The sequence below is a fragment of the Haladaptatus rarus genome (assembly GCF_054177585.1).
On the sequence record NZ_JBPEHG010000002.1, the window covers coordinates 208357 to 222558 of the forward strand.

Below are 14202 nucleotides of genomic sequence, written 5' to 3' on the forward strand. Positions count from 1 at the left end.
GCACCGTGATTTTCGAACTGGACTCGACGCCCGATATCGAAGATGACCCCATCAGTTAGGCCAAGAGACGTTTACCTGACACTGCCGACTACCTTCCATGACAACCGTCGTCGTCGCAGGGGCAGGACTCGCGGGATTGGTCGCAGCGCGACGGCTCGCCGAGCTGGGGATCGACGTACAGCTATTCGAAAGTGAGGATAAAGTCGGTGGTCGAGTTCGCTCCCGAAGGGAAGACGGCTTCGTCTTCGACAGGGGATTCCAGGTGCTCTTTACCGACTACCCCGCCGCACGACGCGAACTCGATTACGACGCGCTCGACCTGCGATATTTCGCCCCCGGCGCAGTGCTGGCCCGACCCGGCAGGCGGTCGGTGCTGGCCGACCCGTTCCGCGACCCTCGAACCCTCTTCGAGTCGGCGACGAACCGCGAGGTGCATCTCGCCGACAAAGTTCGAGTCCTGCAACTCCGGCGCGAACTCACCCGGAAGCCGAACCGCGAAATCTTCGCCGGAGACGACCAGACCATCGAGGAGTACCTCCGCGAGGAGGGATTTTCGGAGGCGTTCTGCGACCGCTTCGCCGGGCCGTTCTACGGCGGCATCACGCTCGACCGGTCGCTTTCCACGTCGAAGAAGGTATTCGAGTTCACCTTCAAGATGCTCTCGACCGGGCGAATAGCGATTCCAGCAGACGGAATGGGGGCGATCTCCGAACAGTTGGCGGAAAAAGCGCGGAGGGGAGGTGCCACGATTCACCTTGGAGACGAAGTGTCGGCAGTCGAGTCGAGTGGTGACGAGGTGGCTATCGAAGTCGGCGACGAAACGTTCTCTGTCGACGCGGTCATCGTCGCCACAGACCCGAAATCCGCCCGCGAGTTGACCGGCGTCGAATCGATTCCGACCGAGGCCCGAGGCTGTGTCACCCAGTACTTCGCCCACGACGGGCCACTCGATGCGGGAAACCGGATCGTGTTGAACGTGGCGGACGATGCACCGAACGAGATCGTCCCATTGTCCGCGGTCGCGCCCGAGTACGCACCGGACGACCGCGAACTGCTTTCCGCGACGTTCCTCGGAACCCCCGAGCAGTCCGACGACGAACTATCCGAAGTGGTTCGGCAGACGCTCCGAGAGTGGTATCCCGAGCGAACGTTTCCGAACCTCGAACACCTGCACACCGACCGAATCGGGTTCGCGCAGTTCGCCCAACTGCCCGGAATCTTCGACTCTCTACCAGCTAATCGAACCGGCCAGCAAGCGGTCTACCTCGCGGGCGATTACACGGAAGCCTCCTCGCTCAACGCCGCGATGGAGAGCGGGCGAAAGGCTGCCCGCGCAGTGTACGAGGATCTGTGACCGGTCTGTCGCTCACGGTTACGGTCGTCCGCTATCTCACGCTCACAGCATCTTCCGAAACTGCCCGAGCGGTGGAAATCGGTACGTCTCGTTCGCCTCGTCGTCGCGGACGATCGGCCGAAGTGGGTCGGCACTGGCGACGAGGGGAGACTGAAAATCGCGTCCCCGCATCCCGTTTATCACGGTTCCGCTGGCGAGTCGAGTGAACGCCGGGAGAACGAGTACGTCCGCATCGCAGTACGTCTCCGGTCCCCAGAGATAGCAGGGTCGTCGTTTCCCTTCGATCTCGATGGCCGGGTGGTCGTGGCCGACCACGTAGTGCGGGGCGTCGGTTTCGGGTTCTGCATGGCCGTGACAGACAAGCGTGTCGTCGGCGAGACGATGCTCGTCACAGGTATCGGTCAGTTCGTCGAGCATCGAATCGTGATTGCCCCGAACCGCGACGAACTCCGTGCCTGCTTCGTCGGCGAGCGTCCGGAGGTCGGCGAGGGTGTCCGGTACGTCGTTGGGAATCCGGTCGAACGCGTGGAGCACGTCGCCCGCGAGGACGACTTCGCTTGGAGCGAACCGGTCGAGCAAGGTCGCGATCCGACTCGTCAGGTCACGTCGTTCACCGAGCGGAAGTTCGACGCTGGAGGTGGCGTCCTTCCCGATGTGAAGGTCTGCGAGAACGAGCGCGTCTGCACCGGGGAGGTAGGCCGCCCGGTCTGCGAACTCAGCGTCCTCCATCGGCCCGGATGGTGGCGTCGCCCTGGGCGGTGCTGTCGTCGCGGCCGATGACGTGGGAGAGGTCGTACTCGTTGCCCGTGACGAGGTACGCCACGTCTTCGATGACCGTCAGCAGTTCCGGCAGGTCGCGGACGACCAGCCACAGGATGCCGACCAGTGCGACCACTGCGAGCAGTTGGCTGAGGACGCGGTCGGCGATGAAAAACGACACCATGTTCGGGTCGCTGTAGCCGACGAGACTGCTGATGGGGCCGACGAAGTACTGGAACCACTGGTTGCCGAAGGCCAACGCGATGAAGACGTTGCGGACGACGTTCAGCACCCAGATGATCGAGACGGCCAGCGCGAACGCCCTGAGCTTCCGGCGGATCGGTGCCTTCACCGCCGCGATGAGGCCGCCGAAGATGCTCATGCTTCCGATGCCGGTGCAGGCGAGGACGAGGTAGGTGTAGTAGGAGTGCCCCGTCTCGTCGGTGAAGATGAACGCGCTGTGGTAGCCGTTCTCCTTCGCCGTGGTGAACTCAGGATCGTATCCGAGCAGTTCGATGACGACGTTCGTCTGGTAGCTCACCTGTTCGACCAGCCACTCTCGAAGGAATTCGATGCTCGTAAACGGGAGGTAGATGACACCCATCGCTGCCACTGCCCGCGAAAGCACGAACAGCGAGTCCCGCCCCGAGTAGAGTTGGTAACCAGCGTACACGCAGAGGGGAACCGCGGCGAGGCTGAGTGCGCCTTCCACGAAACTCTTCATCTCGAAGGCGAACCGGGGGAAGAGGACGCCCCAGAACACGCCGAATAGCACCCATGCACCGGCACCAATGGTTCGGGCTATCTGTCGGTCGTACCGTTCGAGGAGGGCGGTGGCGACGAACGCGACGATGACGAGCCACGCGAGTACGTCGGCGAGAGCTGTGAGAGACACGTCTGGAAGGGCTACGAGGGACACGCCGGGGAGGATCGCGAGGGGCGCGTCGGGGAGAGCTACGAAGGACGCGTCGGGGAGTACTGCAGTCACTGTTCGACACTTGTCGTCCCGAAATATAGACCTGACGCTCGTCCTCACGGTCGGAAAACGGCGGGACACCGCTGGTATTTTTATCGTGCCACCCGACTGTTCGGGCATGGCCGACGTGTTGGAGGACAAACGTGCTGCGACGCGGTTTCGCATCCTCGCCGAGATCGCGGCTCGACAACCCGCAGTGAGTCAGGGCGAGATCGCCGACGCCGTCGGCGTCACGAGTCAAGCCGTGAGCGAGTACATCCGGGGACTCGTCGACGACGGACTGGTCGAGAAGGAAGGTCGGTCGCGCTACAGCGTGACGAAAGAGGGCGTCGATTGGCTTCTGCAATCCGCCACCGACGTTCGCCGATTCGCAGATCACGTCACCGACGATATCCTCGGGAACGTCGGCGAGGACGCAGCGATAGCGACGACCGACATCGAGGAAGGGTCGTCGGTGACGCTCTCCCTGCGGGACGGGCTGCTCCACGCCTCACCGGGCGACGAAGGGCCAGCGACGGGGGTCGCTACGACGGACGCGACGGCTGGCGAAGAGGTCGGTGTCACGGAGTTCGAGGGAATCATCGATCTCGAACCGGGTCGGGTGACGGTGTATCAGATACCTCCGGTTCGTTCCGGCGGGAGTCGCTCGGTCGATTCGGATGCACTGGCGAGAGCGTGCGAGGACAGTGACGTACTCGCTGCGACCGGCGTCGAAGCTGTCGTCGCCCTCCGTGCCGCAGATATCGACCCGGACGTGACGTTTGCGACCGGTGAAGTCGCCGCCGAGGCGGCAGAGCGTGGACTCGACGTGGTCATCGTCGCAACCGCAGATAGCGTGGGACGGGTGACGGATGCGCTCCGTGACGGCGGCGTGGCGTACGAAGTGGCGAACGTCAGCTAGCGGAAGGTCAACTGGCGCGTCGTTTCGCGGTCGTGTACGCCTCGCGCACCCGCTGGAACTCCTCCTGTGTTCCGCCGTGGTCGGGGTGGACGTCTTTCACTTTGTCGCGGTACGCCGCTTTGATCTCCGAGAGCGTCGCGCTGGTCGGCAGTCCGAGGATGGCGAACGCGGCCCGCGTGGTATCGACCGCCTCTTCCTGGTCTAACGTCGGCGTCTCGAACGGAAGGCGGTCGCCGAGATGGTAGCCCGGCATCTCGTGTTCGACGAGGACGGCGAACGTCTCGGACTTCTCGATGCGGAAGAAGGCCCGCGCGTCGAAGGTGATGGCGACGTCTCGCTTCGGGAGATAGAAGGCGACGTGTTGGCCTGCGACGAAGTGGTCTTCGGCGAAATCTTCCCCGATGGCGCGGAGATACTGCCGAATCTCGGTCCGGCGTTTCCCCTCGCCGAACACGTAGGTGGCGTTCGTCGCTTTCTGGGTCGGAAACAGGCGTACCCCGACGACGAAGATCCCGGCGATTATCACCGCCGCCGCCAACGAGAGCCAGAGACCGTCGACCAACCAGTCGGGCATGCTACTCGTATACGGGACGAACGATAAAGAAACTCCCGCCGTGATAAGTAAGGCGAACCGGTTTGCCTTCCACACCATTTGACCGGCGTTTCACCACAGGAAAACTTTCTATGATTTTCGAATGGAATAATAGTAAAGTTAATACCCATCGGTTATGATGTGTATGAATAACGCCCGCAGAGAAAGCCACCGCTGTCTACACCATGAAACTCACACAACCGGAGGGGGGCCAGAACCTCGACGAGAGCGAGATTCACAACGTCCTCCGGAACGACCGGCGGCGCGAGACTCTTCGATACCTCCGGGAGACGGACGGGATGCTGACGGTCGACGAACTGTCTGAACATATCGCCACCATAGAGACGGGGGAATCACCGCCGCCACGAAATGTCCGAAAGAGTGTCTACGTCTCCCTCCACCAGACGCATCTCCCGAAGCTCGACGACCTCGGTATCGTGACGTACGACCAGCGGTCGAAAGAACTCACGCTCGAAGACCGGATTCGAGAAGTGGAGGTGTATATGGAAGTCGTTCCTCACCACGACGTCTCGTGGGCGGTCTACTACGTCGGTCTCGGCTTGCTCGAAATCCTCGTTCTCTCCGCAACGAAGCTGAACCTGTTTTCCGTGCCGCTGCTCGATTTCGAGTTCTGGACGTGGACGTTCCTCGCGCTCTTTCTCGTTTCCGCACTCTATCACGTCTACAGTGGACAAGAGTCGTCGCTGTTCTAACCGATGTATCGGAGGTCGTCGTCCGACGGAACGGCGGTCTGTTGTGCCTCCATCTCCTCTATCTTGCCGACGACCTCTTCCATCTCCTCTGCCCGGTCTTCGAGCGAACCGAAATCGACCTCGAAGCCGAGTACGTCCTGTAGAATCTCGAGCACCGCCTGTGCGCTCTTCGGGTCGACGAGGTAGCCGCTCGTCTCACCCATCAGGCACGCGGTTTCGACATCTCGTCGCTTGCCGAGTCCGAGCAAGAGTCCGCTCGTTCCGACGATGCCGCCTGCCGGTTCGTCCTCGCGGAACTCGACCCCAGCGTCTTCGAGTTCGTCCACGAACTCGGCCGAGGTCGCCGCGCCTAACACGTCGTACTCTTCGATGAGTTCGCCGGTCGGCACGCCGCCGAGTGCGAAGGTGCGCTCGATGCCGAACTCCTCGGCGATGTCGAGGAAGGCGTTGGTAAGGCGGTAATGTCCCACGTTGTCCTGTGCCTGATAATCGCCGGACAATACGAGCACGTCCTGTCCGTCCAGGGTCAGCGCGTGAAGTTCGATGCAGACGAGTTCGGTCGTTCCGTCGTCGCCGACGCTCACCTGCGGAGGCAGATGTTCGGAGTACACCCGACGAACGAGTTCGGACTCCTTCTCTTCGAGGAGATGTTCGGTGACGAGTTTGCCGACGTGGCCGACGCCCGGCAGTCCTTCGATGAGTACCGGTGATTCTAGGTCCGGATTGGCGACGATCTCGATATCAACTTCGTCCATGTGGCTTATTCGCGGGCGCGCCGCTTAAGAGCGCGTCGGTACTCGCCGTAGGGGTCGGCAGGATCGAACGGGGCCGGTGCACTGTTGATCGCCTCGGCTCCGCACTCCGGACACGTCGCAGAAAGGGTGTACACCGGGCGGTCGTGCTCCGTCTTCCACGTGGAACACACCCGGATGTCTGATTTCATTCGTCGTCGGTGTGACGTTCGCGGTGGAAGACGGCGGTACCACCCACCTCTTCTATGACCGCTTCAGCACGGGCCGCGCTCTCTTCGAGCTGTGCCTCGGCAGTCTTGTAGTTCGGTGCCTTGACCCGGATTCGATACTCGGGCGCACCGACGTACGTCACGTCGAGTTCGATCTCTTCGGGGATGTCGCCGTTGCCTCCGGCGGCTTTCAGCGCCTCCTTGATGGCATCGACGCCGTCTTTCCCCGGATTTCGGAGATCGACGTAGCCGGTGACGTTGACGTAGGGCACCGAGACGTTCTCACGGGCCGTTTCGACCAGCGCGTCGGTTTCCTCGTCGGTGAGGTCGGTGCTGGTGAGTGCTTCCGGGCCGTGGATAGCCGCTTGCTCGAAGCCGTCGTAGATGCTCCCGAACTCGGCATAGAGTTCGTTGGCGACGTGCGTGTACTGTTCGTCTGCCATCTCCTCGCCGAACGCGAGCGACATCCACTTGTCGGCCTTCTGTTCGTTCTTCCAGTCCTGGATCTTGTCGCTTCGCTGGTGCTCGTTGACGTCCTTGATGGAGAGGTCGATCTGCTGTGACCCCTCGTCGACATCGAGCACCTTACAGACGACCGTCTGGCCTTCGCTGACGTGGTCGCGGACGTTCTTGATCCACCCGCTGGCGACCTCGCTGACGTGGACGAGACCACGCTTTTCCTCGTACTCTTCGAGGTCGACGAAGACCCCGAAGTCCTCTATCTCATCGACCTTTCCGACGACGAGTTCGCCAGTTTCGGGCCAGCCACTGTATTTCATCGGGATTGAATCGTTTCTACGACGTCGCCGTCGATTTCGGCCTCACCGCCGGTCGGGGAGGCGAGTCGGTGACCACAGACGACGCAGTTGACTTCGGTTGCCGCTTTTCCGAAGAGGGTTTGTTCGTTCTCGCAGTCCGGACACTGAACGGTGTAGAAGTTACCTGCCATGATTTACTCCTGGAATTCGAGTCGGCCAGCGCGCCATCCTGGACGGAGGTGGGCTTTGCCACACTCGCTGCAGCGGTATTTGAGGTCGGTCTTCTTCGTCGGCTTGTCTCCACCGGGCACCTTCGAGAAACCACCAGCGTTACCGATGACAGCTTTACCGCGTTTCTGCTGGCGAGCGTCCCACTTCATTCCCGTCCGGCGACCGGTACGAACCTTTTCGACTTCGTGTTCGTGGTGTGCGTGACAGTGCGGGCAGTACGTGTTAAAGCGTCGTGGCATCTGCATAGATATCGACCTTACGGAGGATTTGACGACCAGTGCTTAAAACCCGTTTGGTTTCGAGTCCGATGGCTCGGTCGGTTCGGCACCGATAACTCTCCGTAAGCGCCCGTTTGATTCTATTATATAAACAAAAATTTTGATTATAGATAGGGTAGTATCATATCCTGTACGACCATGACAGATGTTAACCGACGACGATTCCTCAAGCAGACAGGCGTCGCCGCAACCGGGCTGGGAACGCTCGGCACCGGCATCACGAGCGCAGAACGGTACGGGATTCCCATCGTCTCGACGCGCGGGCACTTCGACGACGACGGAAACCGCGTCTCCTGGGAGACGGAGACGAGCTACGATACGACGGGCGACGTGCCGGGCGTCGATGTCGGCTGTGTGGACGACCTGACCGTGTTCATCCACGGCTGGCACAAGAAAGGCGACGACCCCGAACAGGATGCGAAGGAAAAGTTCCTCGACGCGAAGAACAGCCTCGAAAATGCGGGCTACACTGGAACGCTCATCGGCTATTCGTGGGACAACGACGCCGGAAGCGGCGACTGGGACTACGGTTGGGGGACGGCCCAGGAGGTCGCACAGCAGAACGGGGCGAAACTCGCTCAGTTCGTGCTGGACTACAAACTTGCCTGTCCGTCCTCGACACTCCGGTTCGTGAGTCACTCGCTCGGCGCACAGGTCGTGCTCAGTTCGCTCCGCAACCTCGACGTGAATTCGACGTGGGACGCCTACGGGTACGAGGTCTACTCCATCCACATGCTCGGTGCGGCCCAGGACAACGAAGCACCGACGACAGAGTGGTCTGACACTTACTACGCCATCCGGAACGAATCGACGGCGACGTTCAACTACCATAGCCACGAAGACGACGTGCTCCAGTGGATCTACAACAGCTACGAGTTCGATCAGGCGCTCGGTGAGACGGGCTACGAGAGCGGCAACACGCCCGCGCCGAACTACAACGAGTTCGACGTGACCTCTCAGGTCGGGGACGACCACTCGGGCTACCTCGACAATCTGGGCGACGAGATCGTCTCCCACATGAACAACGTGCCCGCGTACGACTGAACATCCAGCGCACGACCGGGTTCGACGCCCGCGTGACACCCTTCGAAGCGCTTAATTGACCGCCTTCCGAATCGCCGGGTATGAAGCGGCTCATCATCCACGGAAATCCCGGCATCCGTAAGAACGCCATCATCGAGTACGACGGCGAGGAGCAGGTCTGCTTTTCCGTCACCCGACAAGGTGACTGGCACGGCCCGGACGAACCACAGCTCTGGTGCGTCATCGGCACCGAAGACGAGCGCGAAAACTTCGAGACGCGAAACTACGTTCCACACTGGCTCGACACCGAAGCCATCGACGCCGACGCAGTCGAGGTCATCAAGCACGCCGACGACCTCGCGGTGTCGTAATCCCTACACTCTCTTTTCCTCTTTCGTCTCACGAAATCGAAAGGAGTGGCTTTCTTAACTGCGCCTCCCGTACGCTCTGGTATGACAGGTGTTCGGATTGCGGGAGTCGGGTTGACCCACTTCGGGAAGCATCCGGAACGAACCGGAAGAGACCTCTTCGCCGAAGCGAGCGCGTCAGCGTTCGACGACGCAGACGTCTCCCGTGACGACATCGAAGCACTCTACTACGGCAACTTCATGGGCGAGTTGGCGGAACACCAGGGCCACCAGGGACCACTGATGGCCGAGGCCGCAGGGGTTCGCGCGCCCGCCACGCGCTACGAGAGCGCGTGTGCCTCCAGCGGTGTGGCGATTCGACAGGCCGTGAAAGACATCCGGAACGGTGAGGCAGACGCCCTCATCGTCGGCGGCGCAGAGCGGATGAACAACCTCGGAACGGCGGGTTCGACGGAAGCACTCGCTATCGCCGCAGACGACCTCTACGAAGTGCGAAACGGGATGACGTTCCCCGGAGCGTACGCGCTGATGGCTCGCGCCTACTTCGACCAGTTCGGTGGCTCACGCGAGCAACTGGCGGAGATCGCGGTCAAGAACCACGAGCACGCACTGCCCAACGAACACGCCCAGTTCCAGAAAGAGATCACCGTCGAACAGGCACTCGACGCGCCGATGATCGCGGAACCGCTCGGACTGTTCGACGCCTGCCCCATCACGGATGGCGCGGCAGCGGCCGTGCTCGTCAGCGACGAGTTCGCGGCGGAACACGGACTCGACGCATCGGTGTCCATCACGGGAACCGGACAGGGCGGCGATCGCATGGCGCTCCAGGGTCGAAAGCATCTCGCTCGTTCACCCGCCGCGGAGAAGGCCGCCGAGGAAGCCTACGCGGAAGCAGGCATCGACGCGACTGACGTGGACGTAGCCGAGGTTCACGACTGTTTCACCATCGCCGAAGTGCTGGCGCTCGAAGCCCTCGACTTCTACGCACCCGGTGAAGGTATCGGCGCGGCCCAACGCGGCGAGACGACCCGCGACGGCGAACGTCCGGTCAACCTCTCCGGCGGCCTGAAGGCGAAAGGCCACCCGGTCGGTGCGACGGGGACGAGCCAGATCGTGGAGCTGACGCGAATCCTGCGCGGCGACCACCCGAACAGTGACGCCGTCCCGGACGCGAAAACTGGCGTCGCACACAACGCTGGTGGTACCGTCGCCAGTGCTACCGTTCACGTGTTGGAGGTGAAAGAATGAGCGACCACCCGAACGAAGGCTACGACGAGTGGTTAGACGCCGTCGCAGAAGACGAGGGCTATTATCTCGAATGCGAGAACGGCCACGGTTCACTGCCGCCGCGTCGAATCTGTCCGGAGTGCGGAGCGACCGACCTCGAAGAGACTCCCCTGCCCGAGACGGGGCAGATCGAGACGTACACCGTCGTTCACGTCGCCGCACCGTCGTTCGTGGACGACACGCCGTACACGACCGCCGTCGCCGACTTCGGCCCGGTGCGGCTGACCGGCGTGGCGGACGGAGAAGTGGAAGTCGGAACCGAAGTCACGGCGTCCGTCGGCGAGTCGGAGACGACCGGCGAACGACTACTGCTGTTCGAGCGGCGCTAACTCGTCGAACAGCACGTCCAAGAACGGGCCGGGATGTTCGGCGTGCGGGAGGAGTCGGGCCTCGTCGAAGACGATGAGCCGCGTATCCCCTTCGTCTGCGAGCTTTTCTCCATCTTCGAGCGGTGTAACTTTCGCTTCCCGCCCCCAGACGAGCGTCACCGGCACGTCCACTGCCGCGAGTTCGTCGCCGAGGTCGGCATCCGGGTCGAGATAGCCCGAGACGAACGATGCAGGTGCGAACCGTGCACCCGGTTGGTGGGCGGTCTGCCACTCGAACTCCACGTCGCGTTCGGTGTACGACGCTTCGCTGAAGTAGCCATCACGCTCGTTGAACCGTCGAATCGACCGCTTGCTGGCGAGCGCGTTGAACAGCGCAGTTCCGACGACCGGCGACCGCAGGAGTGCCCGCAGCCACGCGCGACGCGGGCCGGTGTCGGCGGTCGGGCAGATGAGTTCCAGCCGTGAGAACGCGCCCGTCTCGTTCTGTGCGAGCGTCGCGTAGGCCCCGGACAGGGACGACGCGATACAGATGGCGTCGTCGGTCATGTCGTCGGCGAAATCGACGACGAAGGACGTGTACAGCGACGCCGAGTAATCGACCGGCGGGCGCGTAGAGCGCCCGAAGCCCGGAAAGTCCGGTGCGATGACGTGGTACTGCGTCGAGAGCTGGGCGAAAATCTGGTCGAACTCCTTGTTCGACGCGGCGGCGTGGATGCCGTGCAGCAAGAGCACGTCGGGGTCGTCCGGGTCGCCCGCCTCGGTGAAGGCGACGTCGAATCCGCGCCAGCGATAGGTGCCCTGGTGTCCCTCCAGCGGTGGGTCGAGTGGTTCCGCACGCTGTGCGACGCTCTGATTGACGAGTGCGGCGAGTCCCAGTCCCCCAGCGGTGGCTGTGACGAGTCGGCGGAGTTTCATACCTACAAAAGCGGTGCGAACGGGTTTAGCCGTTGTGCCAGAAATCAGTCGTGTACGCAGTCTTCGATGGGCGTGATGACCTCGTCTGCGACGGCGTACGGGTCGGTTTCGCGTTCGAGCACGTCTTCGACCAGTTTCTCCATGCCACCCTGTGCCGCGATCTCCTCGGCGACGAGAGCGTTCACGTCCTCGCGCAAGAGTGCTCGAATCTCTTCGGCGTAGCGGGTTCGGGCTTTCGCTTCCAGCATCCCCGTCGATTCGAGGATTTCGTGGTGTTCGTCCAGCAGTTCGACGAATTCGGTGACGCCTTCTCCGTCTTTCGCAACCGTCTCGATCACGCGGGGTTTCCAGTCGTAGCCTTCGAGGCCGTCTGCGAACTCGGGTGTCGGCTGGTGGCCGCGCATCTCGATCATCTCCTTGAGCTCGGACACTGCCCGGTCTGCACCGGGGAGGTCGGCTTTGTTCACCACGAACACGTCACCGATCTCGAGGATACCGGCCTTGAGCATCTGGACGGTGTCGCCGCTCTCGGGAGGCACCAAGACGGCGACCGTGTCGGCGGTTTTCACGATATCGATCTCGTTCTGTCCTGCGCCGACCGTCTCGACGATTATCTTGTCCTTGCCGAAGGCGTCGAGTGCTTTCACGGCGTCCGTCGTCGCGGTGGAGAGACCGCCGAGACTGCCGCGTGCGCTCATCGACCGGAAGAACACGTCCATGTCGCCGACGTTGCTCGCCATCCGGATGCGGTCGCCGAGGACGGCACCGCCCGTAAAGGGCGAGGAGGGGTCGATAGCGATGACGCCGACCGTCTCACCGCGTTCCCGGTAGTAGTTCGCCACCTTGTCCACGAGCGTCGATTTGCCAGCGCCGGGGCTTCCGGTGATGCCGATGACTTCGGCGCGACCCGTATGCGCGTGGAGTTCCGAGACGAGGTCGCGGTGGCCCGGTTCGCGGTTCTCGATCTTGGTGATGACACGCGCCAATGCCCGGTGTTTCCCCGCGAGGAGGTCGGAGAGGAGTTCAGCGTGCTTCGCGCTCATCGTTCGGGCGCGTTTTCGCGGACGAATTGGATAGTCTCTTCCATCGGAGTGCCCGGCCCGAACACCTCCGAGACACCGAGGTCTTTGAGTTCTTTCTTGTCGTCGTCCGGGACGACGCCCCCGACGAGGATGAGCGTGTCCTCGAATGCGTCGTACTCTTTCAGCCCGTCGATCACCTTGGGGACGAGGGTGTTATGTGCGCCCGAGAGGATCGAGATACCGAGGACGTTCACGTCCTCTTGCACTGCGGCCTGAACGATCTCGTCGGGTGCGTTGTGGAGACCGGAGTAGATGACTTCGAATCCTGCGTCGCGGAAGGCGCGGGCGATGACGTGTGCGCCGCGGTCGTGGCCGTCGAGACCGACCTTTGCGACGAGGCAGCGAATCGACTGCTGTTCCTGATCTGCGCTCATACGACACAGTTCCCGGTGTTCGGGTTTCACTTTAACGGAAATACGTGTGAAATCCCAGTTGTCAAAGGACAAGTCAAGTTGATAAACAAACGAGAAAACGACGTTTTTCGCCAGTTCGACAGATTACCGCGAGACGCGAGTTCGGCAAGCAATTTCGATACCACAGATCGACACGACAAACAACAAATCGGCACAACCCACCCCGGCGCGCGCTGGCGTGGCGACGAGGACAACGCGGTTTCGGAGCAACCTCGAAAGCGAGCGGTGCAACCGCGAGCGGTCGTCTGAGCCGCCAGCGCCAGACTCTCGTGCGGGGTCTTCGTGAGCGAATGGCTCGTCAGAGCGTGCTCTGACGGTGGATGAGCACTGGGGCGAAGCGCGCAGTCGGAACTTGTCTCCGACGGTGGATGGGTATCGCAGGCCGCAGGCCGAGAAACGCAGTCGGTTGGGGAGACGTGTGGCTGTTGCAGTGCGGTTGCGGTATTTTCCCCAGCACGTTTGCGGTCTCGGTGGAAGTCGTTGCGGTGGAGGTGGTTGAATCGAAGGCGGTCTCGGTGGAGATCGGGATCGAGGCAGTCGAATCAGAAGCAGTCTCGACGGAGCCAGCCGAGGCGGAGTCGATAGTAGCATGGACGACTGCAGCACAGACTGACTGAGGTAGAAGCGAAGGCACCTTACCACATCGCTCCTAACTCCCGCGCATGGAAATGGCGACTGCGCGACAGCGTGCTCGGGAGAGTCCCGTGAAGACGACGGCGGTGCTCTCGGTGCTCGGCTACGTCCTCGTTCTCGGAACGTTCGCGGGTGTCCTCCCGATCTACCCGCGAATCAGCATCGAGACGGTCAATCTCCTCTCCGATGCCATCGCAGTCGTCAACAGCGTGGCGACCATCTCGCTCGTCCTCGGTTGGTACTGGATTCGCAAGGGAGAAGTCAAGAAACACCGCGCCGCCATGCTCACCGCGTTCAGCCTGATCCTCGTCTTCCTCGCGCTCTATCTCACGAAGGTCGGTGGCGCGGGCGGCGAGAAACACATCCTCGTCGAGGGATTCCCGTACTACGCCTACCTCATCATGCTCGCGATTCACATCATCCTCTCGGTCGTCGCGGTTCCGGTCGTCCTCTTCGCCCTCGTCCTCGGGCTTACGCATACGCCTGCCGAACTCCGGAACACGAAACACGCGAACGTCGGGCGAATCGCTGCCGGGTCGTGGATCGTCTCGCTCGTTCTCGGCGTCGTGACCTACGTCATGCTCAATCACATCTACGGCTGGACGATTCCAGCGTAATCTGGCTCG

20 protein-coding genes are annotated in these 14202 nt (G+C 62.0%); 9 read left to right on the top strand and 11 right to left on the bottom strand.

The features are described from left to right. Positions 1–97 precede the first annotated feature (97 nt). Entirely contained in the window at positions 98–1354 is a 1257-nt protein-coding gene (locus tag ACR3FE_RS06175; protein ID WP_458206209.1) for an NAD(P)/FAD-dependent oxidoreductase, read from the top strand. A 42-nt stretch (positions 1355–1396) separates the two neighbouring features. On the opposite strand, the gene ACR3FE_RS06180 is transcribed toward ACR3FE_RS06175, so the two are convergent. Both ACR3FE_RS06180 and artA read right to left on the bottom strand, forming a co-directional pair. Next, a complete protein-coding gene (locus ACR3FE_RS06180) occupies positions 1397–2083 on the bottom strand; it encodes a metallophosphoesterase (protein ID WP_458206210.1) in 687 nt (228 codons plus the stop codon). After that, on the bottom strand, positions 2070–3008 hold the full coding sequence (gene artA, locus ACR3FE_RS06185) for an archaeosortase A (protein WP_458206726.1): 939 nt from the start codon (positions 3006–3008) through the stop codon (positions 2070–2072). Before artA ends, ACR3FE_RS06180 begins: the two co-directional genes overlap by 14 nt. A gap of 199 nt (positions 3009–3207) precedes the next feature. On the opposite strand from artA, the gene ACR3FE_RS06190 reads away from it, so the two are divergent. After that, positions 3208–3990 carry a DUF7839 domain-containing protein gene (locus tag ACR3FE_RS06190; RefSeq protein ID WP_458206211.1) on the top strand — a complete coding sequence of 261 codons (783 nt, stop codon included), beginning with the start codon at positions 3208–3210 and terminating at the stop codon, positions 3988–3990. A gap of 7 nt (positions 3991–3997) precedes the next feature. On the opposite strand, the gene ACR3FE_RS06195 is transcribed toward ACR3FE_RS06190, so the two are convergent. Then, entirely contained in the window at positions 3998–4564 is a 567-nt protein-coding gene (locus tag ACR3FE_RS06195) for a J domain-containing protein (RefSeq protein ID WP_458206212.1), read from the bottom strand. A 203-nt stretch (positions 4565–4767) separates the two neighbouring features. Between ACR3FE_RS06195 and ACR3FE_RS06200 the strand changes: the two genes are divergently transcribed. Continuing rightward, positions 4768–5295 (top strand): DUF7344 domain-containing protein, encoded by a 528-nt coding sequence (locus tag ACR3FE_RS06200; protein WP_458206213.1) that lies wholly within the window; start codon positions 4768–4770, stop codon positions 5293–5295. On the opposite strand, the gene ACR3FE_RS06205 is transcribed toward ACR3FE_RS06200, so the two are convergent. Genes ACR3FE_RS06205 through ACR3FE_RS06225 form a run of 5 tightly spaced genes read right to left on the bottom strand, consistent with a single transcriptional unit; the run spans position 5292 to position 7490 of the window. Continuing rightward, positions 5292–6050 (bottom strand): proteasome assembly chaperone family protein, encoded by a 759-nt coding sequence (locus ACR3FE_RS06205; RefSeq protein ID WP_458206214.1) that lies wholly within the window; start codon positions 6048–6050, stop codon positions 5292–5294. The genes ACR3FE_RS06200 and ACR3FE_RS06205 overlap by 4 nt on opposite strands. A gap of 5 nt (positions 6051–6055) precedes the next feature. Beyond that, positions 6056–6238, bottom strand: a complete 183-nt coding sequence (locus tag ACR3FE_RS06210; protein WP_458206215.1) for an RNA-protein complex protein Nop10 — start codon at positions 6236–6238, stop codon at positions 6056–6058. After that, positions 6235–7035 (bottom strand): translation initiation factor IF-2 subunit alpha, encoded by an 801-nt coding sequence (locus ACR3FE_RS06215; RefSeq protein ID WP_458206216.1) that lies wholly within the window; start codon positions 7033–7035, stop codon positions 6235–6237. The genes ACR3FE_RS06210 and ACR3FE_RS06215 overlap by 4 nt, the downstream gene beginning before the upstream one ends. Then, positions 7032–7205, bottom strand: a complete 174-nt coding sequence (locus ACR3FE_RS06220; RefSeq protein ID WP_227355123.1) for a 30S ribosomal protein S27e — start codon at positions 7203–7205, stop codon at positions 7032–7034. The genes ACR3FE_RS06215 and ACR3FE_RS06220 overlap by 4 nt, the downstream gene beginning before the upstream one ends. 3 nt (positions 7206–7208) lie before the next feature. Beyond that, positions 7209–7490, bottom strand: a complete 282-nt coding sequence (locus tag ACR3FE_RS06225) for a 50S ribosomal protein L44e (RefSeq protein ID WP_458206217.1) — start codon at positions 7488–7490, stop codon at positions 7209–7211. Positions 7491–7661: 171 nt separating this feature from the next. On the opposite strand from ACR3FE_RS06225, the gene ACR3FE_RS06230 reads away from it, so the two are divergent. The 4 genes from ACR3FE_RS06230 to ACR3FE_RS06245 all read left to right on the top strand — a co-directional run bounded on the left by ACR3FE_RS06230 (position 7662) and on the right by ACR3FE_RS06245 (position 10533). Continuing rightward, complete coding sequence (locus ACR3FE_RS06230; protein WP_458206218.1) at positions 7662–8567, top strand: twin-arginine translocation signal domain-containing protein; 906 nt, start codon at positions 7662–7664, stop codon at positions 8565–8567. A gap of 80 nt (positions 8568–8647) precedes the next feature. Continuing rightward, positions 8648–8917 carry an HAH_0734 family protein gene (locus ACR3FE_RS06235; RefSeq protein ID WP_458206219.1) on the top strand — a complete coding sequence of 90 codons (270 nt, stop codon included), beginning with the start codon at positions 8648–8650 and terminating at the stop codon, positions 8915–8917. A gap of 81 nt (positions 8918–8998) precedes the next feature. Next, on the top strand, positions 8999–10165 hold the full coding sequence (locus ACR3FE_RS06240; RefSeq protein ID WP_458206220.1) for a thiolase domain-containing protein: 1167 nt from the start codon (positions 8999–9001) through the stop codon (positions 10163–10165). Beyond that, positions 10162–10533: a Zn-ribbon domain-containing OB-fold protein gene (locus tag ACR3FE_RS06245; protein WP_458206221.1), complete on the top strand. Its 372-nt coding sequence runs from the start codon at positions 10162–10164 to the stop codon at positions 10531–10533. The genes ACR3FE_RS06240 and ACR3FE_RS06245 overlap by 4 nt, the downstream gene beginning before the upstream one ends. Here ACR3FE_RS06245 and ACR3FE_RS06250 read toward each other — a convergent pair. From ACR3FE_RS06250 to ACR3FE_RS06260, 3 genes are read right to left on the bottom strand one after another with little or no spacing between them, the layout of a single operon-like run. Beyond that, positions 10510–11448, bottom strand: coding sequence for an alpha/beta fold hydrolase (locus ACR3FE_RS06250; protein ID WP_458206222.1), 939 nt, complete (start codon positions 11446–11448; stop codon positions 10510–10512). The two genes, ACR3FE_RS06245 and ACR3FE_RS06250, sit on opposite strands and share 24 nt — an antisense overlap. A 44-nt stretch (positions 11449–11492) precedes the next feature. Next, a complete protein-coding gene (gene meaB, locus ACR3FE_RS06255) occupies positions 11493–12491 on the bottom strand; it encodes a methylmalonyl Co-A mutase-associated GTPase MeaB (protein ID WP_458206223.1) in 999 nt (332 codons plus the stop codon). After that, positions 12488–12904 carry a cobalamin B12-binding domain-containing protein gene (locus tag ACR3FE_RS06260; protein WP_458206224.1) on the bottom strand — a complete coding sequence of 139 codons (417 nt, stop codon included), beginning with the start codon at positions 12902–12904 and terminating at the stop codon, positions 12488–12490. Before ACR3FE_RS06260 ends, meaB begins: the two co-directional genes overlap by 4 nt. Before the next feature lie 359 nt (positions 12905–13263). On the opposite strand from ACR3FE_RS06260, the gene ACR3FE_RS06265 reads away from it, so the two are divergent. Continuing rightward, the gene (locus tag ACR3FE_RS06265) at positions 13264–13560 is read left to right on the top strand and encodes a hypothetical protein (RefSeq protein WP_458206225.1); all 297 of its coding nucleotides are present in this window, start codon (positions 13264–13266) and stop codon (positions 13558–13560) included. Between the two features lie 45 nt (positions 13561–13605). After that, positions 13606–14193, top strand: a complete 588-nt coding sequence (locus ACR3FE_RS06270) for a DUF420 domain-containing protein (protein WP_458206226.1) — start codon at positions 13606–13608, stop codon at positions 14191–14193. The last annotated feature ends 9 nt before the right edge of the window (positions 14194–14202 follow it).